Below are 22,661 nucleotides of genomic sequence, written 5' to 3'. Positions count from 1 at the left end.
TATCAGGTGATCTGATTTTCTGACGATAGTTTTATTTTCCTGGGGTTTTCAGCTCCTGGCCGATTTTGTCGGATATTTGCACTCATACTATTATTATTTGCACACATACTATCATTAAATTTCCGGTAATGGCCACTATACTTCATGTTGAAAATGTTTATCCGCAATTTGGTTCCAATTGTTTTCTTGCACCCAACGCAACAATAGTAGGTGATGTTATAACCGGCGACGACTGCAGTATCTGGTTCAATGCTGTAGTAAGAGGAGATGTGAATAGCATTCGTATCGGGAATAAGGTGAATATACAGGACGGGGCAGTTATTCATTGCACCTTCAAAAAAACCCAGGCGATCATAGGCAATAACGTATCAATCGGGCACAACGCTATTGTACATGGTTGTATTGTGGCAGATAATGTACTGATTGGTATGGGAGCCATCGTAATGGACAATGCCCAGATCGGCAGCAATTCTATCATTGCAGCCGGCGCAGTGGTGCTGGAAGGCACGATTGTTGAACCAGGAAGCATATACGCCGGCGTACCGGCAAAAAAAATTAAAGATATTTCAGAAGCTCATATCAGTGGCGAAATCAACAGGATAGCTGAAAATTACCTTCGCTATTCAGACTGGTTCCGTGACCAGGTGAACAGTGAGCACTTGTAACTTCCAATTAATATTTATAGTTTTATCTGTCGCTTAACCTGAAAAGACAATTTATGAAAACAACCGGTCTTGCCCTATTTTCTATCGTTTTTGCAGGTGTGCTGATATTCGGGTCTTCGTGCAGTCCGAAATATGGTTGTCCGAGTGGCGCCGTTGGTGCAGAAAGACTATTAAGCGGCGAAAAGGTTAAGAAGCAAAAAAAGTTCAAATCTTAAATCATCAACTCCCCCTCCCCCAAGAAATCAGACCCCTTAATAATCACCCTAAATCCTACCATTATGAGCCTAACCCTCCGTACCGATTTTGGTTGCACGGAAGCCATTATCGATGATGATTGCGGCCTTAAACGATTTTACGAAGTTGCCAACATTCTTTCTGATGATCTTGAGATCAAATTTCAAAACAAAGAAGACGACTTCGACACCCTGACCTGGGACTTTCATTTTAAAGGATCAATCCTTACACTACATTACAACATTTACACTGGTATCTCTCTTTATCCACGCAAATTCCGCGAGGCACCCCGAAGGGAAAATGACGCTGTAATAGAAGTTGCAAATTTCCTGGAGAATAAATTGATGGTACATTCGCTACGCCGTTATGCTTCCTAAAGGATAGCTACACTGTTACGCTTTCTAAAGGATAACGGATCAGTTAAAAGGATCAAAAATGATGAGTCAGCAATGAAGCATCAGCTAACTAGTAACCTTTGTCATCAATAGATTCGAGAATATTATAATAGCTTACGTATCTTTCTTCAGAAATACGGCCCTCTTCCAGGGCCTTTTTTATTGCACATCCCGGCTCATCAGTATGAAGACAATTATTAAACTGGCAGTCGCCAATCAGCACACGCATCTCCGGGTAGTAGTGAGATAATTCCTGTTTGGAAATATCCACCAGGCCAAATTCACGTAAGCCCGGAGTATCTATGATCTGGCCACCTACCGGTATATCAAACATCTCGGCAAATGTGGTTGTATGCATACCCTTTCCGCTCCATTCACTGACATCCTGTGTTTTTAGGCCTAGTTCCGGAAAAATGGTATTGATGAAGGAAGACTTACCGACACCCGAGTGACCACTCATCAATGTAACCTTTCCTGCTAGTGCCTCACGGGCCTCATCGGTACCGGTTTTGTTTGCGATTGACATCAGGATCACCTTATATCCTACTGATTCATAAATGGATTGAAGTGTTTCAAACTTCTCCATCTCTTTTTTCCGGTAAAGATCGGCCTTGTTGAAAATGATGATAGCAGGCACATGATAAGCTTCACAGGTAACCAGGAAACGATCGATGAATCCCTGTGATGTTTTTGGATCTTTTAATGTGGCGAAAAGAATAGACTGATCAAGATTGGCAGCAACTATATGATGCTGATGCTTATTATGAGGCGACTGGCGGTTGATATAATTTTTTCGTGGAAGTATCTCCGTGATAGTAACCGAATGTTCCAACTCATTTTCCATCTCCATGGTTACCTTATCACCCACAGCAATCGGATTGGTAGAAGTAATACCATCAAGCTTGAAAATTCCCTTCATCCTGGCATTAAATATTTTCCCGTCTGCGGTCTTCGTCACATACCAGCTCCCGGTTGATTTGTATATCGTTGCTTTCATCCCTTCATTTTTATCCCGCTATGGAAATTTCTTTAATACAGTAAAGCGCAGGAGGAGTTCCAGCATCAGCAAAATTATGGCAGCCAACGCAAACGGATGAAACCGTTCAGTATATCTCCTTAAAGCAGTGATCTCCACTTTCGATTTTTCCAGCTTATCTATCTCCTGGTAAATGCTGCGCAGGCTTGAATTGTCACGCGCCCTGAAGTACAAGCCACCAGTTTGCTCAGCAATATCTCTTAACAAAGGTTCATTGATTGTCACTTTTTGACGCTGCACTACTACGGTACCTCCGCTGCCCTGAACAGGTGTCTGAGCATAACCATCACCACCCACACCCACAGTATAAATTTTGATACCATATGATTTTGCTATTTCCCTTGCAGCTGTTGGATCTATTAATCCGCCCTGGTTGTCACCATCTGTGAGCAGGATTATGATCTTTGATTTATTTGCACTGCCTTTCAACCTTTCAACACTTGTTGTTATTCCATCTCCTATAGCGGTACCATCTGCCAGTATACTGCTTTGAGCACTGAAGATCTGATTTTTCAGGATTGCCTTGTCCGTAGTCAGGGGGGAGACAGTAAAACTCTCACCTGCAAAGATCACCAGCCCGATCCGATCGGTAGATCTGTTTTCTACAAACTCGGCAGCAACCTGTTTTGAAGCTTCGAGCCTGTTAGGTGAAAAATCCTGTGCCAGCATCGAACCACTCACATCCATGCATAATACGATGTCGATGCCCTCGCCACTTTTTAATTCCTCATCATTACGTGTTTGGGGTCTTGCCAACGCCGTGACGATGCAAATCATAGCAAGCATCCTTAAAACGAATGGCGCATGACGAAATAGATTTTTCCACGACCGGTTATTCCGGAACGATTGTAATGATGAAACCTTAAGCTTTCCCTGCAACTCACTTGTTTTGGCTATGTACCAGTAGATCATCAATGGCAATAACAGCAACAACCCAAATAAATAGGAATAAGCAAAATCAATATTTGTAAACCAATCGTATACCAAAGTCTTGTTTATTATTACCGAAAGTTATGTTCAGCCCTGATTAAATTCATGTTCCCCGTGATTGTTATTAAGAAAATCTTTTAAGCAACCGGGGCAAATCATCATATTTAAGCAGTCGCTTTCGATTTAGTTGTTTCTTTTGAATCATTTTTTGTTTCACTTAAATTGTTAAGTGATTTGATCGAGGTTTTAATTACTTCCCAGTTTTGATCATTATCAGACTGTTCCGGCTGATACCTGGCAAACTTCACAAAATCACTCATCCTCAAAGTTTGGGCAAGCCGCGTGAAGCCGTCTTTACTCATACCAGATTGTCTTAACTGGAGGATCAATTCATCATTGGTTTTTTCCAGCGAAGTTATACCCATGGTACGGTTAACATAAACACGAAAGATATCATTGAGTTCGGTGTAATAATTTTTTGCAGCAGCTGGCTGACTTAAATCCATCGTTTTGAGGTTTGCCAATGCTTCCATTGCCTGCTCATACGGTGGTAACATGGGTATCTTCGCAGCTGTTCCCGGTATCACCTTCTTTTTCTTACGCATCAGCCAGACGATTAAAGCAATGGCTATTAATGTAACAGCACCGATAATCCAGGGAATATATTCTGTCGTGTTGTCGTCAACTTCTTCTATCGCTTTGATGTCTTTATATTCCGCTGCCGGATCAAAGTTTTTATAAGCAACATCTATCAGGATACTGTCTGTAAGATAGATTCTCTCACCAACCTGCATTTCCAATGGAGGCAGTACAACAATACCGGAGTCAAAACTGGTAATCACAACTGTCTGCTCCAGTTTTTTGTTGTCAACATTTTCAATTGTATCAAGCTTGCCCTTGCTGATAAATTCAAAACGTGGAATAGTGTCAAGGGCAAACCAGGTTACAGATTCCCCGAGCGGTGTATAGGCCTGGAGGGTTAATGTTATTGGCTCGCCAATCAGGATCTTATCGCGGTCAACCGAAGCCTTAACACTCACCTGGCTATTGGCGGAGAACGCTATGGTGAGCAATAAAAAAACTGCAACTATATGTTTTAAGAAAAAATTCATGTACTACTTGTTCCTGCCTATAAAAAACTTCTTTAACACTTTCACATAATCTTCATCCGTAGCTATATGCAACAAATCCGATCCCGATTTCAGAAAAACCGTTTTGCAGTATTCGGTATGCTGAAAAAAGGCTGATTGATACTGTTCACGCACCGAGACATCGCTGGTATCAACAAATGCAATTTTACCAGTTTCAGCATCTTCCACTTCCACCATTCCTATATCCGGAAGGCGCATTTCCATTTTGTCATAAACCTTTATACCGACAATATCATGTTTCTTACCTGCAACCTTCAGTGCGTCCTCGAAACTGTTGTCCAGGAAATCACTCAGGATAAATGTGATAGATCGTTCACGGGTTGAGTTATTAAAACGTCGCAAAGCTTCACCGAGGCTCGTACCTTTTCGTTTGGGCGTAGACGTAAGCATCGACCTTACCATATACAAAACATGGTCCCGGCCTTTTTTGGGTGGAATAAACAATTCAACCTTGTCCGTGAAAAGTATAACTCCTACCTTATCATTGTTACTGATCGCTGAAAAAGCCAGCACCGCACCAATCTCAGTAACCAGATCTTTTTTTCTGGCATGGGTTGTTCCAAACATTGAGCTGGCACTGACATCAACCAGTAACATGACCGTCAACTCTCTTTCCTCTTCAAATACTTTACTGAACGGATGGTTGAACCTCGCCGAAACGTTCCAATCAATAAACCTGATATCATCGCCATGATTGTATTCTCGCACCTCCTTAAATAACATACCCCTGCCCTTGAAAGCACTATGATACTCACCCGTAAAAATGTGACGGGTCAGCTTCTTGCTTTTTATCTCAAGCTCACGAACTTTTTTTATTATTTCGGCGGTAGTCAGCATATTGATTGCATCCCGTTTCTATTTTCAATCGATTTTGTATTATGGAACTTGTATCACTTTTAAAATTTCCTCAATAACGTTTTCAACACTCACATTTTCAGCCTCCGCTTCATAGGTGAGTCCGAGGCGATGGCGAAGCACTTCCTTAGATATACTTCTTACATCTTCCGGGATAACAAATCCTCTCTTATTCAAAAAAGCCTGTGCTTTAGCAGCCAAAGCAAGATTTATACTTGCCCGTGGTGAGCCACCATAACTGATCAAAGGCTTTAGTTTTTCAAGCTTATATTTTTCAGGATACCTGGTTGCGAATACGATATCGAGTATATAATTTTCAACCTTTTCATCCATATAGACAGCTCTCACCAGTTCTTTCGCCTGATTAATCTCCTGTATGGAAACAACCTGGCCAACCTCAGGACCTTTGAGCCCTTGTACGTTCTGGCGAATGATCATTTGCTCTTCCTTTTTTGTGGGATAGTCTACTATCACTTTCATGATAAATCTGTCCTGTTGTGCTTCAGGCAATGGATAAGTTCCTTCCTGTTCCAGGGGATTCTGTGTAGCGAGCACCAGGAATGGTTCATCAAGTTTGTAAGTCTTGTCGCCAATGGTTACCTGCCTTTCCTGCATTGCTTCCAGTAAAGCGCTCTGAACTTTGGCTGGCGCACGGTTTATTTCATCTGCAAGGATAAAGTTGGCGAAAATCGGCCCCTGCCTTACGATGAATTCGTTTTTAGACTGGTTGTAGATCATTGTTCCGATCACATCCGCCGGTAAAAGGTCGGGAGTAAACTGGATCCTGCTGAATTTGGCGTGGATTGCCTGTGCCAGGGATTTTATTGCCAGCGTTTTGGCCAGCCCGGGAACACCTTCCAGCAATACGTGGCCATTGCTCAGCAGGCCGATAAGTAAACGGTCAAGCATTCCATGCTGTCCCACTATCACCCTGCCCACCTCGTCGCGGAGACGGTCTATGAAAACACTCTGATATTGAATTTTGTCATTTAACTGACGGATATCATCGGCTGTAAGAACCATACTTGGAATTTATGAGTATTTATAATTTCGCCTTTAGATCGGAAAACTTGTAAGGACGCAAAATACAAACAAAGCCAATGCCAATGACTGTTTGCGTAGATAAAAGGCTCATAAAAAGCGGTTTGAGTGCAAATCAACTTGTATCTTGCCATTTTAATGAGCCGGCGAACACAATAAAAGAGTGTTCTGGCAGTTAAAAAGGATCGAATCCCCTTATAATAAATAACTGTTTATGAAAAATAGGTTTCCCCAGTCGATATTAATGCTCTTAATCGGTAGCATGTGTTTAACGGCCTGTGACAAGGACGATGACAAAGACAAAGAAAAAACCAATACTGAAAAAATTACCCTGGCTGCCTGGAAATATGATAAGGCTTCCCTGGACGTTAATAAGGATGGTACAGGCGACATCCCGGTTCCCGATTCTGAACTTGAAGCTTGTGAAAGAGACAACCTGATCACTTTCAAAGCTGACAATACAGGCACTATTGATGAGGGTCCTGCTAAGTGTGACCCATCAGATCCTCAATCCATTGGATTTACCTGGACTTTCAAAAATAATGAGACGGTGATTAATTTTCCAACGGCTATCGTAGCAGGAGTTGATGGGGACGTTACGATAGTGTCCTTGTCTGAAACTTCCATGGTTCTGAAGGGAGAAATAGATGGCGTTCCTCCTATTATTTCCCCGACAGGTACAGCAAATATTATTCTGACGCTAAAGCACTAAGCTAAAAGTATCATGGCTTTCGGAAATGTTATCATAGGATTAAAAACATTTCTTTAACGTACTGATAATTTCTTAAGGCATTTTCTTACAATTGAAAGTCTCAAATTCAACCAGAACCTTAAGGTCCAATTGAATTTGAGACTATTAAATTTAAGATCCGGCAGGTATTATCAAGACAAATATTTTCCAACAATTGGCATCCGCCGCCCCACGCCAAAAGCTTTGCAACTTACCCGGATGATAGGACAGAACTGATTCCTTTTGTACTCATTTGTGTTGACAAGCTTCAGTGTTTTGTTCACTACAGCCTCATCGATATCCATTCCAATTATATCCTTTGGTCCCTGTCTTTTTTCTATATACTGGTATAAAATCTTATCAAGGATTGAATAATCAGGCAGGCTGTCACTGTCCCTCTGATTTGGTCTTAATTCTGCAGATGGTGCCTTTTCAATAATATTAGCGGGGATGATCTCTTTGTTTTTATTAATGTACCGGGCAAGTGCATAGACCTGGGTTTTATAAACATCACCCAACACACTGAGTCCGCCGGCCATATCGCCATATAAGGTGCCATACCCTGTTGCGAGTTCACTTTTATTTGAAGTGTTTAAAAGTATATAACCAAACTTATTAGCTATCGCCATTAGGATGTTTCCACGGGTGCGGCTTTGCAGGTTTTCTTCAGCAACACTAAAAGGAAGATCTTTAAAGGCCGGTTTCAATGCAGTCATCAGGCTTTCATAAACATTTTTTATCTCAATGATTTCATAGGGATTATTTAAACGCTGGCTAAGCAATTCTGCATCGGTAACCGAATGTGATGTTGAATACTGAGAGGGCAACAAAACTGCACGTACGTTTTCATGACCTATGGCCTCAACAGCCAGCGCAAGTGTGACGGCGCTGTCAATACCACCGGAAGAACCCAATATTGCTTTTGTAAAACCAAGCTTGCTGAAATAATCGCGAATGCCGAGTATAAGCGCCTGGTGGATCTCACCTATATTTTTTTCAGCAATCATATACTCCATGATCCGAGCCGGATCATTCATTTTAAACACACGCATTTCTTTGTCAAACTGGCGGTCAGGGTTAAGCGGACCGCTGGTACTTCCGCTGTCCCTTGCAAAATCTTCAGAGTCGTATACAAAATAATCCTCCTTAAAATAGGCAAGTTCCTTTACAATTCTGCCCTGGGCATTCATCACCAGGCTGCCGCCATCAAAAACAATTTCTGTTTGTGAACCGACTGCATTGCAGTAGAATATTGGTAGCTTATATTTTAATACATTCGCCCGGATAACTTCTTTACGGTCATCATCATGATCATAATCGAATGGTGATGCAGAAATATTCAGCATAAGATCCGGGGACTGTTCCATCAATATATCCATCGGGCAGATCCTGTATAAAGGATTATCACCCAGGTTCCAGATATCTTCGCAGATTGTAAGTGCTATTTTTTTCCCTTTGAATGGGATTACATTCCATTGATAAGCTGGCTCGAAATAACGGTTTTCGTCAAAGACATCATAAGTAGGCAATAAGGTCTTTTGGGTTGTGGCCAACACCTCTTTCTCATACAGGAACCAGGCAGCATTGAACAGGCTCTTGCCTTCGCTGATGGTATTTCGTTGCGGTGCACCAACTATCACAGCAATCGTGTCTGCATGCTGTTTGATTTCATTGATTGCCTGGTCACATTTATTAATAAAGTCTTCAAATTCAAGGAAGTCACGTGGTGGATAACCACAAATCGACAGTTCCGTAAACACGATGATATCAGCACCATCATTTTTTGCTTTTTTTATAGCCTCGATTGCCTTTCTTGTATTCTCTTCAAAATTTCCAATATGATAATTTTGCTGCGCTAATGCTATCTTCATAGTTCAAAATTAAGTCAAAATCTAAACGAAGGATCTTAAAAAAATATGCCATCGGCTAAAACAATTCAACCTATGCGAAACACCAGAAACCGGCCACAACTTTCCCATCCGATAAAATTTCGCAATCTACGTCATCTCGTAATTACTATCATATTTGCCATTTGCCTGGCTTCATGCAAAGATTCTGATGAGCCCGATGTTTCAGACATTAAAGTGAATCTTGAAATGCAGCGTTTTGAGCAGGATTTTTTTGCAATTGATACCAATGATCTGAATGGCAGCCTCGCTAAACTCCAGGAAAAATATCCCGTGTTCCTCGGAGATTTTATTCAAAAAGTTCTTGGTCTTCCACCTTTGTCTGCCGGCTTACCGGAAACAAGGACCCTCATCACGAAATTTCTTTCAGATTACCGGCCGATCAAAGATTCAACCGACCAGGTATTTAAAAACATTGATAAGTCAAAAGAAGCAATTACTGAAGGCTTGAAATATGTAAAGCGCTATTTTCCTGCCTATAAAACTCCTGGTAAACTAATCACTTTTATCGGGCCTATGGATGCTTATTTCGAAGCTTCCACCGCTGGTTACGGAGATGCCTTAACTACAGACGCATTAATCATTGGCTTGCAACTGCATCTCGGCAGCAACTTTTCGCTTTACAGGTCTGAAATGGGACAAGCATTATTCCCGGCTTATATCTCGAGAAAGTTTTCACCGGAATACATCCCGGTAAATGCTTTGAAGAATATAGTAGATGATCTCTATCCCGAAAATACAGTAGGTAAATCGCTTGTAGAAAAGATGGTGGAGAAAGGTAAGCGCCTGTACCTGTTAGACAAATTCCTGCCTCATACTGCAGACACATTGAAAATCGGTTATACCGAAAAGCAACTAAAAGGATCATATGACAATGAAGGATTAATCTGGAACTTCATACTTACCAATAGTCTTGCATACAATACCGACCCTTCGATCATCAAAGGTTATATCGGGGAAGCGCCGAATACAGCAGAACTTGGTGAAGGATCACCTGGTTATATCGGGCTTTTTATTGGCCGCCAGATAGTAAGAAAGTATATGGAAAAGAATCCTAAGACAACCTTAACTGAACTAATGAAACTGGACCCGAAAAAACTATTTGAACTGAGTAAATACCGGCCGGGATAAAATAAATTTAAAACTGTGCTGCAAGCGTTGCCTGAACCGGCTTTTTGCCTAACTGGCGCATAAAGCGAAAGTGGGAAGCAACAGCTCCTGACATGGTTGGAAACTCGACATAGTTGATACCGTGTTTCTCACAGCTATCCCGCACAATCTTACTCAGCGCAGGATAATGTACGTGGCTTACGCGCGGAAACAGATGATGTTCAATTTGAAAATTCAACCCACCGACGAACCATGAAATGATTTTATTGGAAGGAGCGAAATTCGCAGTTGTTCTTACCTGGTGAATAGCCCATTCATTCTCTACAATTTTATCATCAATACCGGCTGCTTCAAACTCCGTATGTTCAACAACGTGAGCGAGCTGAAATACTATTGCAAGTGTAAATCCAAGCACTACATGCATGCATGCAAAACCGATAGCCCATGGGCCCCAGCCAACCGCAAGTACTGGGATTACAATATAAAACAGTATGTACATGACCTTACTGAACCAGAATGTGAAATGGTCCTGGAAGGTCATCTTTTGTAATTGAGTAGTATATACTTTACCGGATAAGTATTTATTCAGATCCATCATAAAGACCCAGGCGAAAGATGAGATGGCGTAAACCAAAACGACATAGATATGCTGGAACCGGTGAGCAGGCACCCATTTCTGTGTTGAACATTGGCGCATAAGCGGGCTCTTCGCAATATCATCATCAATACCATCAACGTTGGTATAAGTATGATGAATGATATTGTGTTTGAATTTCCAGATGAATGCGTTACCACCCAGCGCATTTAATGTAAGTCCGAGTGTATCATTAACCCATTTCTTGCTTGAATAGCTACCATGACATGCATCATGCATAATATTAAAACCTATGCTTGCCAGGATAAACCCGAGAAGGCATGATAAGGTAATAGCAAGAAAAGCCGGCATGGTTACCGTCAATAAAAGTATGTAGATAGTGATTGCCGCAGGTATTAGCGTTGCAGCTTTTATATACAAACTGAAGTTTCCTGTTTTCTGAATATTGTTTTCTGTAAAGTAGTTATCGACTGAACGTTTAAGCTCGTTAAAGAAAACTTTGTTTTTGTTGTTGAAGCTGAACTTTGACATTGGATGATATGAATGTTTCGATATAGCAAAATATGTAATAGCCTACCGTGAATATACGAAGATAACGAATTAGTATAACCGTTGGTGTAGAAGCAGTGTAAATTAACGTTTTACAATCTTTTCGCGAAGAAGTCCGCGTGTTTCATGTAGCTCAGAAATATCCTTAAATGAATCCTTTGGAACCAGGAAAAAAGACCTTGAATCAAAGTATAAATGAAAGAAATAAGGAGTCTCCACAAAATGACTGAATTTAGTCCATCCCCAATCCTGTATACCCCTTTCAGTTTCCAGGCGAACACCCTGTGGTTCAAAATGCATGATAAACTGGTCCCGGAAAGTTGCGGAGTTCCTGTATATACTTGCAGGCAATATTCTCCAGATAACGAGCATTAAAACAAACCATAACACCGAAAAGATCAGAAAAGAGACTGCCTGGATCATTTTGAAGTAAAAAAGTATTGCAGAAGCGATCGCAAACACATTAATAAAAATCAACAGGAGTTTTATTTCTTTCCGGTTGATAAAATGATAACGAAGTCCCTGTAATACCTGTTTTTTCTCATACCCGAATTGTACAGTCATTTTAGCTTTGATGTTATGGTTGAATGTTCAAAATACCAATAATTCGGGCAAATATGTGTGCGACAGTGTCAAAGAATAAAAAATCCTGTAAAACACAGGCTTATTCCAGCCGATCAGATTTTTTCGTTTTTTACAGCGGGTTATTCAATGCACCTTTGGACCGGATTTTATGAATAATTATATTAATTTGTTTGAACATCCTGGCACCATAACAAGGCAACGAAAAACGGCACCTGCCTGGATTATTTTCTTTCTTCTTTTTGTTTCATGTGCAACAGGAGAAAAGAAAGCCACGGTCAAAGCATTTTATTACTGGAAGTCTTATCTGGAACTATCGTCGCCGGAAAAAAATGCAATTTCAACATTGGGCATCCGCAAAATGTATATTAAATTTTTTGATGTTGTCTGGAACGAGGGCTCTCATTCACCCTTCCCGGTTGCTAAACTAACAATAGATGAGTCGATTCCGGCTTACCTTTCAAATGAATCCATTGAAATCATTCCAACTGTATTCATTACCAATGAATGCCTGTCGCGGGTGGATAGCGACAAAATTCCGGATCTGGCTTCCCAGGTGAACAACCTGGTTAATTCAATGCTTCGAACCAATGGTTTTATAAGCAACAAGATCCGCGAGTTGCAATTTGATTGCGACTGGACCGCTTCGACCAGTGATAATTATTTCACGTTTCTGAATTCAATAAAAAAACTGCGTGCATCTCAAAAAACCCGGCTTTCCGCGACGATCAGGTTGTATCAATGTAAGTATCTGAAAAGAACCGGGGTGCCACCGGTTGACCGGGGCCTCCTGATGTGTTACAACATGGGGAATCTGCGTGATCCATCCCACAAAAAAAATTCTATCCTGGATCTTAATGATCTGGAACAATACACAGCCGGGCTCGAAAATTATCCCCTCCCTCTTGACCTGGCCTTTCCGCTTTTCGACTGGAAGGTGTTATTCCGGGCCAATACTTATGCTGGACTTGTTCAGCGTCTGCCGCAACATCAACTTGAAGATTCCCGGGTTTCCGTACGGGAAGACAATGTTTTCAGGCTGCTGAGGGATACGATAATCGGGGGTTATTCATTCAGGAAAGGTGATCTGCTGAGGGATGAACAAAGCAATCCCGGCGATATTATCAGCGCAGGAAAAATTTTGAGCAGGAAACTAAAAAATAAAGAAATTACAATAAGTCTTTATCACCTCGATTCAGCCACGATCGGAAAATATACTATGCATGAACTGGAAAATATATTTAGTAGCGTTCATTAACATTATAGCCGTTTGCCTGCCTTATAATATAATCGGCTGTGCATCAGACGGTGTAGATCCGCACGATTATTTTGTTTCGTTTTTTGATAAAAATCTTTCCACTGAATCCACACTGAAACCTTTCTATTACACAAGCTACCAGTTTCTGTATGACCCTGAAGAAATCGTTGATGTGTCCAGACTAACATCAGCCGAATGGGTCGGTTATAGCGGGAAAGCAATATCAACAGATGATGCCTATGATTTTGTTTGTCGCATAAATGTTCAGCTTCTTTCCGCAATATACCAGCACATAGAAAAAAAAGTACCACTGGCTATTCCTGATTCAATTCTTAATAATGGACTCGCTAAATACTTCATTGAAACCGATGATCGGGAAGCACTTGGTTACCTGATGTTTGCGCGCAAACTCGAACCCCATGTCACCGGTAGCTGGAGTGGCTGGGAACCACTCGAAAGAGACAGCCTGGCTATGTCGAAACTGATTCGAAACGGTGAACAGCTTTTTGCGGTGGCAAAAAACGATTTTATAAGACTGAGATATGCTTATCAGTTAATAAGACTTGCTCATTATAGTAGACGATACAAGGATTGTATAAATTGGTATGATCAATATATCAAACCGATGACGTCAAAAGGGGTAGTACCTGAACTTTCGGTTTCACTAAAAGCCGGCGCCCTGTTACGTTTAGGGAAAAAGAACGAAGCCGCATATGAATTCAGTAAACTTTTCAGCCGGAACAGATTTAACAGGATATCCAATTACATGAGTTTTGACTGGAGCGTGAAAAGATTTGATGCAAATAATCGCCTTGCCTGCCTGCAGCTTTGTAAGAACGACGGGGAAAAGGCGGACCTGCTTGGTCTGTTTGCTTTAGGCAGTAATGAAGATGAACTTAAGACACTAGAACAGATTTTTAAACTCTCACCTGATTCAAGGTTGCTTGAGCTCTTAATTATACGTGAGATACATAAACTGGAAGAAAATTATTTTACTCCTGGCCTTGCATTTTCTTCCGGGAAGGAATTATCAGTAATCGGATACGAAGAAAAATCTGAAAAAGACAGTTCGTATATAATAGCCATGCAGGAAATAACAGGCTTCATTAATCTTTGCAAAAGAATTGCTGCCGATACAAAACCCCGGAACAGCAATGTTTATTCCCTTGCTGCCGCCCACGCGGCGATGATAGGCCATGACATTAACGGTGCTTCACTTATTCTTAAGGGTATAAAACAACAGGAATTAACCGGCGCTCTTAAAGATCAATGGAACATGACTAATATACTTGTTACCATCAATGCCAAAGATTCCATGAGCCCTGCTTTTGAAGACCAGTTAATGACTTCTGTAAAATGGCTGGAGTCGAAAGCCCGGAACAATAAAGAATATCAGAAGTTCTACAGGAGATTATTCGCAGATGTACTTGCCCCCAAATACCAGCAAATGAAAGGTCCGGACCAGGTAAAATACCTGCTTTGCGAAGGGGTGGGAGACCACATCTCAAAATCTTCCGAAGGAGCTGGCTGGGGTTATCCCTCAGCTTTGTCTCATCTTCGAAACCAGGTTGATGCACCCCGGATTGAACAACTAATTCAACTCATGGAAAGCAAAAAACAATCGGCCTTCAACAAATTCCTTGTAGCTAACAGTGATTTTACAAGGGATGATCTTAATGATATTGCCGGCACTACCTGGTTGCGTAAGTTTAATTTTACTGCCGCAGAAAAATGGTTCAGCAAAGTCCCGGCTGATTATTATCAAAAGGAACCTTTTAAAACTTATCTCAGAGCTAACCCCTTTGCGGACCTGATCCTGGATACTCATGCACCAACAGCACAGGATACAGTTGTCTATACAAAACTTTCATTCACCAGGAAGATGATTGCATTGGAAAAACAATTGACCACTGGTACAGGCGATCAAAAAGCCCGCGCTTATTATGAGCTGGCAAAAGGTTGCTATCATACGAGTTATTGGGGTAACAGCTGGTTGATGGTTGCCTATGAATGGTCAAGCTACTATGATCTGTCATCCAAAACGGAAAATGAAAATGTAGAATACTGGTACGTCAATCGTGCAAAAGATTATTATCTAAAAGCCTATAATGGATTTACTGATCGTAATATGAAAGCCAAAGCGCTTTTTATGGCAGCTAAATGTGATCAGAAACAAGAGGCCGATCTACCCAACTTTTTTTCCTACGGCGACATGAAGGAATATAACGCCGCCATAAGCAAATGGGTCAGTGCATTTGATAAGAAAAATAAATATTTCTCAACCCTTGGGAAAGACTACAACAATACAGCCTTTTATAAAGAGGCTTTAAGATCTTGTAGTTTCCTAAAAGATTTCATAATAAAGGGGAATCAAAAATAAGATCAGCAAAAATAAAGGGGGATCAAAAAGAACGTGGTGAATATAACAGCTGAGTGATGAGAGTAGCAGCCAGCATTATCTGACCCATTTCCCACATTTTGCTTTTCCATTGGCGGCTTGCATCGGCGAAATATACCGGCTACAGGAAGTAAAAGCTATTGAAAGGACTACAATAATCAGAACAAGTTTAGATTTCATATCAGGGTTGTTTGTGGGTACTGGATCGGGTTGTTTGTTTCTACGGGTGTTAAAAAATGATCGGATATTTTCTATTGAGAAAAGCATGCCAGTTTTGAAAATCTCGTACTCTTTCTGCCATTATGCGCATATTTACATTTCACTTCGTATTTATACTAATAGAAAACTACTGTTATATAAATTTATCTTCACGCATCACCCCATCCAATTGTGCTTTTCGGCAATGATGAAATAAACGGACGGCTCCTGATGAAATTGTGTCAGCAAATCAAAAAGAAAAGTGAATGTTTTCAGTAAAAAAAATCCGCCCAATAATATGAGCGGACTTTACTAATAACCATAACCGTCCAGATTATACGTTAAATGTATTTATATGATCAGCTGCATCCCATACTGTTGCCACAGTTTAGGCATTTGTAACAGGTGCCGCTTCTTATTGTAATATGTCCACAGGTATTACAGGCCGGTGCATCACTTTGCATACTCCTGGCTGCAGCATTTACAGCGTTCATACTGCCCGAACCGTCCATTCTTGATGCATTCACCGAAGGCCTTGAAGTTGTTGGCTTTGATTTATTTTCAGCCGCTGCCGGTATCATAGACTTCAAAATCCTCACATCACTTAATGGCGGTGTTTTTTTATCTCCCCCGGTAGCCGGGTTGTTTTCATTTACGGGTTGATTGTCATCCCAGTGTTCTTCCCCGGTGTTCGCTATCTCCGGCTTGTCGAGCACATGCACAAGATCTGTCCTGCCAAGATATTCATAGGCCAGTGCCCTGAAAATGAAATCCACTATAGAAGTTGTGCTTTTAATATTCGGGTGATCCACCATTCCCGATGGTTCAAAACGGGTAAACACAAATTTCTCAACAAACTCCTCCATAGGTACCCCGTATTGAAGGCCGATTGAAATTGAGATCGCAAAACAGTTGAGCATACTTCGCATGGTTGCTCCTTCCTTTGCCATATCAATAAAGATCTCACCCACGGTTCCGTCGTTATATTCTCCTGTACGAAGGAATATTGCCTGGCCATTGATTTTGGCCTTCTGAGTGAACCCGCGCCTTTTTGCTGGCAGGGTGCGCCTTTCAACGATCCTCGCCAGTTCGCGTTTCAGTTTGGTATCAGGTGAAGATTGCACTCTCTTGGTCACTTCCTCGAGCAGTTCGCTGACTGAAAGCTTACTCATATCAACGATATTGCTTTCAACAGGTAATTTTTCTTCAGCAACCGTTTCATCAGACTTTTTCTTTTTGTCTGATTTATTACTCAGTGGTTGTGACATTTTAGAACCATCACGATAAAGCGCACACGCTTTCAAACCCAGCTGCCAGCTTAGCAAATATGAATCGGCTATCTCTTCTACATTCGCCTCATTTGGCAGGTTAATGGTTTTGGAAATTGCGCCGCTGATAAAAGGTTGGGCTGCAGCCATCATCCGGATATGACCATGTGCATGGATAAATCGCTCGCCTTTTTTTCCGCATTTATTGGCGCAATCAAATACTGTAAGATGTTCGTCTTTTAAAAGGGGGGCACCTTCAACTGTCATGGTTCCGCAAACAAAATCATTGGCCGCTTCCATTTGCTCTTCGGTGAAACCGAGTGCATCAAGCAGGCTCCATTCGAAATTGAAATACTGCTCCGGTTTGAATCCAAGACGTTGCAGACACTCTTCACCCAGGTTATATACATTGAACACGAAGCCAATTTCAAATGCTGTATTAACAGCATTGTCAAGCTTTTTTATTTCCTCAGCTATAAAACCTTTTTCACTTAAAGTCTGATGGTTTATATATGGTGCTCCCTGGAAAGTTCCCGTACCAACTGCATACTTGATAATGGCATCGGATTCCTTCGAACTATATCCCAGGTTTTTCAGTGCGGATGGAACCGATTGATTGATGATCTTGAAGTATCCACCACCTGAAAGCTTTTTAAATTTAACGAGTGCAAAGTCAGGCTCCACTCCGGTAGTGTCACAGTCCATTACCAGCCCGATTGTACCTGTAGGTGCAATAACCGTTGTTTGCGCATTGCGGTATCCGTGTTTTTCGCCAAGTTGTACGGCTTCATCCCAGGCTTTGGTCGCCGCTTTCAGCAAATAGTCGGGGCAATACCTGGCTTTTATTCCCTGTGGTTTAACACTTAAGTTTTCATATTCATCTGCATCATAAGCTGCAAGCCTGTGATTGCGCATAACACGCATCATATGCTTTTTGTTTGCTTCATAACCCGGAAAAGGTCCAAGGATAGAAGCAAGCTCTGCAGATGTCTTGTAAGAGATTCCTGTCATGATTGCTGAAATAGCCCCGGCAATTCCCCTTGCTTCTTCACTGTCATAAGCTATACCCATAACCATCAGCATAGAACCGAGGTTTGCATAACCCAATCCAAGTGTCCGATAATCATAACTCAGTTGTGCCACCTCTTTAGAAGGAAACTGTGCCATCAAAACAGAAATTTCGAGAACAGTTGTCCATAACCGGCAGGTATAAGCGAAACCATCAACATCAAAGTTGTTGGTTGATTCATCGTAAAAACGCCTGAGGTTTACAGAAGCGAGGTTACATGCGGTATTATCAAGGAACATGTATTCACTGCAGGGATTCGATGCACGGATCTCTCCACCTTCAGGGCAGGTATGCCATTCATTGATCGTTGTATTGTATTGTGTACCGGGATCCGCACAACGCCAGGCTGCATAGGAAATCTTGTTCCATACTTCTCTGGCAGGCACTTTCTTCATTATCCGGCCATCGCTTCTTGCCTTTAGTTCCCAGTCTTCATTTTTTTCAAGCTTCTCAAAAAATTCATTGGGAATTCTGACAGAGTTATTTGAGTTCTGACCGGAAACAGTTTTGTATGCGTCACCTTCGTAATCGCTTGAATAACCTGCAGCAATAAGCGCTGCTACCTTCTGTTCTTCTTCGACCTTCCAATTTATAAAATCCAGTATTTCCGGATGGTCAAGATCAAGACAAACCATTTTTGCTGCACGCCTGGTAGTTCCACCACTTTTAATGGCACCTGCCGCACGATCACCGATCTTCAAAAAACTCATCAGACCGCTGGAAGTTCCGCCACCACTAAGTTTTTCATTCTCACCACGTATGTTGGAATAATTCGTACCCACTCCTGAGCCATATTTGAATATCCTTGCTTCACGAACCCAAAGGTCCATGATGCCGCCATCGTTTACCAGGTCATCATCTACGGAAAGAATAAAACATGCATGTGGTTGTGGACGTTCATATGCAGAAGTGGATTTCTTTAATTGTCCATCCAGTTGGTCAACATAATAATGCCCTTGTGGCTTTCCCTTGATACCATAGCTTTCATGCAGCCCTGTGTTAAACCACTGCGGACTGTTAGGAACACAAGCCTGGTTGAGTATGCAATAAACCAGTTCTTCATAAAATATCTGTGCATCCTTCTCGGTTCCAAAATAATTGTAACGTTGTCCCCAAACCTTCCAGCAATTGGCCATACGATGAGCTACCTGTTTGGCAGAGGTTTCCCTTCCCATTGAACCATCAGCCTGGGGTACACCGGCCTTTCTGAAATATTTTTGGGCGAGTATATCTGTTGCAATCTGGCTCCAGGTTTTTGGAACCTCCACATTTGTCATTTCAAAAACAATTTCACCGCTTGGATTCCTGATAACAGATGTCCGATAGTCATATTCAAACTGATCAAACACGCTGGTGCCCTCGATTGTAAAGCGGCGGCTGTATTGCAAGCCTTGTTCAGATTGCTTCTTGTTAGCCATACTAAAAATATTTTTAGATGATAAGTATTCAGGTGAAACAGTTTCTCAGGGAGGGTTAACGAAAATATCTTTCTGGAATCAGAATTCCGTGCTGTAAATATGCACAGGCTGTGGATAAAGGACTGTTAAAATTTTGTATGCAGCCATGGGTTTGATTTATCTCTCAAATGCGTTTTTTTGTCATTTTTTCAGACCCTAAAAATCGCGAAAAACCACTTAGTAAACATACCCGTAAAACGAGTAAACATACCCTTCCTGATTTGTATTTAACGGAAGTGATTGAGGTTTAACTGAATAAACAATAACAACTATATTAAGCTTATGTTATCCCTTTATCGGTTATTTTCGCTTTTTTTAATAGGTTTTATGAGCAGGTTAAGGATTTATCTCATCGTATCTCTGATTGGAAGTTTATTAATGATTGGGAACAGCTGCATTTCACAAACAACCTTTAATGGTTGGTTTGGAGCTTTCAGCACTTTTAAATTTGATAAGAAATTCAGTGTTAACGTGGATGTGCAAGCCCGTAGCACCGATCAGCTGGAACACCTGAATACCTTCATTTTTCGCCCGGGTCTGAACTGGCATTTCAGAAAAAATATGATTGCAACCGTAGGATATGGCTATTTTCATATCCGTCGTATGAATTCCGGAATTTCAGGCTATGCGCCCGAACATCGAATCTGGCAGCAACTCATTATTAACCACAATGCCGGATTTATCCCTATTCAACACCGGTTCAGGCTAGAGCAAAGATTCATTGGCAAAACCACTGTTGAAAACGGGGATTTGAAAGTAAGTGGTAACAGCTTTGCAAACAGGATCAGGTATTTCAACCGGGCAATCATTCCATTTAATGGTTCTAAACCCTTTATACATGGAATATTTGGTGCACTGCAAAATGAGGTGTTCCTGAATATTGGAGACAAATCTGCAGTGAACGGAAAGTTCTTTGACCAGAACCGTGTCTATCTGGCGATTGGATATAGACTGAGTGCAAAATTTGATTTAGAAGCTGGTTATATGAATCAATATGTTTCCGGTTCAAATGATAATCTAAGCAGGGCTCATATCCTCCAGCTTGCTACTTATCTTCGATTGTAGTATATTTCAAGCGATTACGTATGTTATGCAGATGGGCAAAACTTAACATCCTTTGGAAAAGTTTTCGCATTTTTGCAATAAGCACCAACTGAAAGTGAATGAAGCAAGGCATTTATCAATCTTTACTGGATAAAAAATCTAAGGGACAAAAGTCTTTCGCTGTACTTATTGACCCTGATAAGGTTGATGAAGCCCTGATAGAAGAACTGGTCACACTTTCTGTCGAAGCAAAAGTTGATTATTTATTTATTGGAGGCAGCCTGGTGATCAGCAATCAACTGGATGAGGTAGTAAAGCAGGTAAAAAACACTTGTGATATACCCACTATCCTTTTTCCCGGCAGTCCCAGCCAGATCTCCTCATATGCTGATGCATTGTTGTATCTCTCCGTAATTTCCGGCCGGAACCCCGAACTGCTTATTGGCCAGCATGTGATTTCAGCCCCTTTTGTAAGGCAAAGCGGACTTGAGATAATGTCTACCGGTTATATGGTTATTGACGGTGGTGCACCTACTACGGTATCTTATATCAGCAACACCATCCCAATACCGGCAGATAAAAATGAAATAGCCATGTGCACTGCAATGGCTGGTGAGATGCTTGGCATGAAACTCATTTATATGGATGCTGGCAGTGGTGCAAGGCGCCCGATAACCGAAAGTATGATTGCAAAAGTCTCCGGCGTGATTGAGGCTCCCCTTGTTGTAGGTGGAGGAATTACTGATCCTGAAAAAGCTTATCTCAATTGCAGGGCTGGCGCAGATGTTATCGTTATTGGTAATGCTATTGAAAAAGACGCCTCTCTCATTAAAGAAATGAGTGCAGCAATTCATAGTTCTCCGCAAGTGAGATTCGAAAATCTTTAACCTTGAAGGTTCAGGCTTCATCCAGATCTACCCACTCACCATGAGCACAATTACTTGCAACAACAATACGTTATTGATTGTATAGATTTGGAAAATACAAATTACCTATTTAAGATATCTGCATGCGTTTTCTGGTGTTTGTCTGTATAACGGTATTGTGTAGTGGTTGCTTCAGCAGATTTGTAATGACCGAAAAGGAAATCAGGAACCATTACAAAAACAAGGCTGTTAAGCCAACTTATTTTACAATTAAGAACGATTCGGTAAGCCTGTTTTGTGCAACAACTGGCTCTGATACCTTACCTCCGTTATTGCTTGTACATGGAGCTCCTGGTGCCTGGTATGGAAGCCGTAACCTGCTTGACGATACCATCGTTCAAAAACAGTATCATATTATTGCAATGGACAGGCTTGGATATAATAAATCAAGGTTCAAAGGAAAAAGAGGACCCGTAACATCTATTGAAACGCAGGCCGTTGCTATCCACGAAGCTCTCAGACTTAATAAATCTTCCAAAACAGGTGTTGTGATGGGATCTTCATTTGGTGGACCGATAGCAGCTAAGATTGCTATTATGTACCCGGACAGGTTTCACCAGTTGGTAATGCTTGCGCCCGCCATAGATCCGGACAACGAAAAGTATTGGTGGTTCCACCTGTTTATACGGGGCGGACTTGTAAGAGCGCTGATGCCGAAGTTTGTAAACAACGCAACTGACGAAAAATTCGCTCATGTCGAAGAACTGAAAAAGCTGCTGCCTGAATGGAGCAAACTTTCTATCCCGATTACTATGGTCCAGGGTGGGGAAGATAATGTGGTTTACCCATCGAATCTCGACTTTGCAAAAAAAGCTTTGTTGGGAAAACCGGCCGAGTTCGTGTTTCTGCCTGCCTCAGGTCACATGATCAGATCCCAGAATCCTGACCTGGTCAGATCTATAGTCCTGAAGGCCCGCAAGTTCGCAAAACTCAGGATATTCAAGTCCAATCGCAAATCCGAGTTAGCTAACTATCAATAATTTGCCTCTTAACATATATTTTACACCAACCTGCTAAATTAATTCCTCAAAAACAGGTAAAAACCTGAAAATTTTATTTTCTTTGCATAGTAAAAAACAATTCGATAGCGTTTATTCTCAGAGAATGATAAAAAACCTTTACATATCAAATGCGGACACAGCAAATATTGCTGAGTTACTGCGTGGGGTTTTTCCTGTACATCTCTGTACAGTTTTTCCTTTTCAGCCTATCCCCTTTTGGGTACGACGTTGATACAATCCAGCACCCATAGTGTCCCCTGTT

19 protein-coding genes are annotated in these 22,661 nt (G+C 41.4%); 10 read left to right on the top strand and 9 right to left on the bottom strand.

What is annotated here, in order from left to right; genetic code table 11:
* Positions 1 to 128: 128 nt before the first annotated feature.
* From VK664_RS17870 to VK664_RS17860, 3 genes are all read left to right on the top strand, one after another.
* Positions 129 to 665 (top strand): gamma carbonic anhydrase family protein, encoded by a 537-nt coding sequence (locus VK664_RS17870; protein WP_461400055.1) that lies wholly within the window; start codon positions 129 to 131, stop codon positions 663 to 665.
* 53 nt (positions 666 to 718) lie between these two features.
* A complete protein-coding gene (locus VK664_RS17865; protein ID WP_461400054.1) occupies positions 719 to 880 on the top strand; it encodes a hypothetical protein in 162 nt (53 codons plus the stop codon).
* Positions 881 to 943: 63 nt separating this feature from the next.
* Complete coding sequence (locus tag VK664_RS17860; RefSeq protein ID WP_461400053.1) at positions 944 to 1,276, top strand: DUF3630 family protein; 333 nt, start codon at positions 944 to 946, stop codon at positions 1,274 to 1,276.
* A gap of 88 nt (positions 1,277 to 1,364) precedes the next feature.
* Here the strand turns inward: VK664_RS17860 and rsgA are convergent, their stop codons facing one another.
* The 5 genes from rsgA to VK664_RS17835 all read right to left on the bottom strand — a co-directional run bounded on the left by rsgA (position 1,365) and on the right by VK664_RS17835 (position 6,289).
* A complete protein-coding gene (gene rsgA, locus VK664_RS17855; protein ID WP_461400052.1) occupies positions 1,365 to 2,291 on the bottom strand; it encodes a ribosome small subunit-dependent GTPase A in 927 nt (308 codons plus the stop codon).
* Between the two features lie 18 nt (positions 2,292 to 2,309).
* Positions 2,310 to 3,317: a vWA domain-containing protein gene (locus tag VK664_RS17850; RefSeq protein WP_461400051.1), complete on the bottom strand. Its 1,008-nt coding sequence runs from the start codon at positions 3,315 to 3,317 to the stop codon at positions 2,310 to 2,312.
* Positions 3,318 to 3,424: 107 nt separating this feature from the next.
* On the bottom strand, positions 3,425 to 4,372 hold the full coding sequence (locus VK664_RS17845) for a hypothetical protein (protein WP_461400050.1): 948 nt from the start codon (positions 4,370 to 4,372) through the stop codon (positions 3,425 to 3,427).
* Between the two features lie 3 nt (positions 4,373 to 4,375).
* Positions 4,376 to 5,248 (bottom strand): DUF58 domain-containing protein, encoded by an 873-nt coding sequence (locus tag VK664_RS17840; protein ID WP_461400049.1) that lies wholly within the window; start codon positions 5,246 to 5,248, stop codon positions 4,376 to 4,378.
* Positions 5,249 to 5,287: 39 nt separating this feature from the next.
* Positions 5,288 to 6,289, bottom strand: a complete 1,002-nt coding sequence (locus VK664_RS17835; protein WP_461400048.1) for an AAA family ATPase — start codon at positions 6,287 to 6,289, stop codon at positions 5,288 to 5,290.
* A gap of 232 nt (positions 6,290 to 6,521) precedes the next feature.
* On the opposite strand from VK664_RS17835, the gene VK664_RS17830 reads away from it, so the two are divergent.
* Positions 6,522 to 7,019 carry a lipocalin-like domain-containing protein gene (locus VK664_RS17830; RefSeq protein WP_461400047.1) on the top strand — a complete coding sequence of 166 codons (498 nt, stop codon included), beginning with the start codon at positions 6,522 to 6,524 and terminating at the stop codon, positions 7,017 to 7,019.
* A 170-nt stretch (positions 7,020 to 7,189) separates the two neighbouring features.
* Here VK664_RS17830 and VK664_RS17825 read toward each other — a convergent pair whose 3' ends face one another.
* A complete protein-coding gene (locus VK664_RS17825) occupies positions 7,190 to 8,908 on the bottom strand; it encodes an NAD+ synthase (protein ID WP_461400046.1) in 1,719 nt (572 codons plus the stop codon).
* Between the two features lie 72 nt (positions 8,909 to 8,980).
* On the opposite strand from VK664_RS17825, the gene gldB reads away from it, so the two are divergent.
* Positions 8,981 to 10,075 carry a gliding motility lipoprotein GldB gene (gene gldB, locus VK664_RS17820; RefSeq protein WP_461400045.1) on the top strand — a complete coding sequence of 365 codons (1,095 nt, stop codon included), beginning with the start codon at positions 8,981 to 8,983 and terminating at the stop codon, positions 10,073 to 10,075.
* Between the two features lie 7 nt (positions 10,076 to 10,082).
* Here gldB and VK664_RS17815 read toward each other — a convergent pair whose 3' ends face one another.
* Together VK664_RS17815 and VK664_RS17810 are read right to left on the bottom strand one after the other, a co-directional pair.
* On the bottom strand, positions 10,083 to 11,180 hold the full coding sequence (locus tag VK664_RS17815; RefSeq protein WP_461400044.1) for a fatty acid desaturase family protein: 1,098 nt from the start codon (positions 11,178 to 11,180) through the stop codon (positions 10,083 to 10,085).
* A 102-nt stretch (positions 11,181 to 11,282) separates the two neighbouring features.
* On the bottom strand, positions 11,283 to 11,762 hold the full coding sequence (locus VK664_RS17810; RefSeq protein ID WP_461400043.1) for a YcxB family protein: 480 nt from the start codon (positions 11,760 to 11,762) through the stop codon (positions 11,283 to 11,285).
* 169 nt (positions 11,763 to 11,931) lie between these two features.
* On the opposite strand from VK664_RS17810, the gene VK664_RS17805 reads away from it, so the two are divergent.
* Together VK664_RS17805 and VK664_RS17800 are read left to right on the top strand one after the other, a co-directional pair.
* Complete coding sequence (locus VK664_RS17805) at positions 11,932 to 13,038, top strand: hypothetical protein (protein WP_461400042.1); 1,107 nt, start codon at positions 11,932 to 11,934, stop codon at positions 13,036 to 13,038.
* The gene (locus VK664_RS17800; RefSeq protein ID WP_461400041.1) at positions 13,004 to 15,418 is read left to right on the top strand and encodes a hypothetical protein; all 2,415 of its coding nucleotides are present in this window, start codon (positions 13,004 to 13,006) and stop codon (positions 15,416 to 15,418) included. The genes VK664_RS17805 and VK664_RS17800 overlap by 35 nt, the downstream gene beginning before the upstream one ends.
* A gap of 575 nt (positions 15,419 to 15,993) precedes the next feature.
* On the opposite strand, the gene VK664_RS17795 is transcribed toward VK664_RS17800, so the two are convergent.
* Positions 15,994 to 19,389 carry a vitamin B12-dependent ribonucleotide reductase gene (locus VK664_RS17795; RefSeq protein WP_461400040.1) on the bottom strand — a complete coding sequence of 1,132 codons (3,396 nt, stop codon included), beginning with the start codon at positions 19,387 to 19,389 and terminating at the stop codon, positions 15,994 to 15,996.
* 366 nt (positions 19,390 to 19,755) lie between these two features.
* On the opposite strand from VK664_RS17795, the gene VK664_RS17790 reads away from it, so the two are divergent.
* The 3 genes from VK664_RS17790 (at position 19,756) to VK664_RS17780 (ending at position 22,378) form a co-directional block, all read left to right on the top strand.
* Positions 19,756 to 20,493 (top strand): DUF2490 domain-containing protein, encoded by a 738-nt coding sequence (locus tag VK664_RS17790; RefSeq protein WP_461400039.1) that lies wholly within the window; start codon positions 19,756 to 19,758, stop codon positions 20,491 to 20,493.
* A gap of 98 nt (positions 20,494 to 20,591) precedes the next feature.
* Positions 20,592 to 21,359, top strand: coding sequence for a phosphoglycerol geranylgeranyltransferase (locus tag VK664_RS17785; RefSeq protein ID WP_461400038.1), 768 nt, complete (start codon positions 20,592 to 20,594; stop codon positions 21,357 to 21,359).
* Positions 21,360 to 21,481: 122 nt separating this feature from the next.
* Positions 21,482 to 22,378: an alpha/beta fold hydrolase gene (locus tag VK664_RS17780; protein ID WP_461400037.1), complete on the top strand. Its 897-nt coding sequence runs from the start codon at positions 21,482 to 21,484 to the stop codon at positions 22,376 to 22,378.
* Positions 22,379 to 22,661: the final 283 nt, after the last annotated feature.

The organism is Flavitalea sp., assembly GCF_035489435.1.
Lineage (GTDB): Bacteria > Bacteroidota > Bacteroidia > Chitinophagales > Chitinophagaceae > DATHKG01.
The sequence above is the reverse complement of the archived record's forward strand: the minus strand, read 5'-3'. Positions and strand labels throughout refer to the sequence as shown.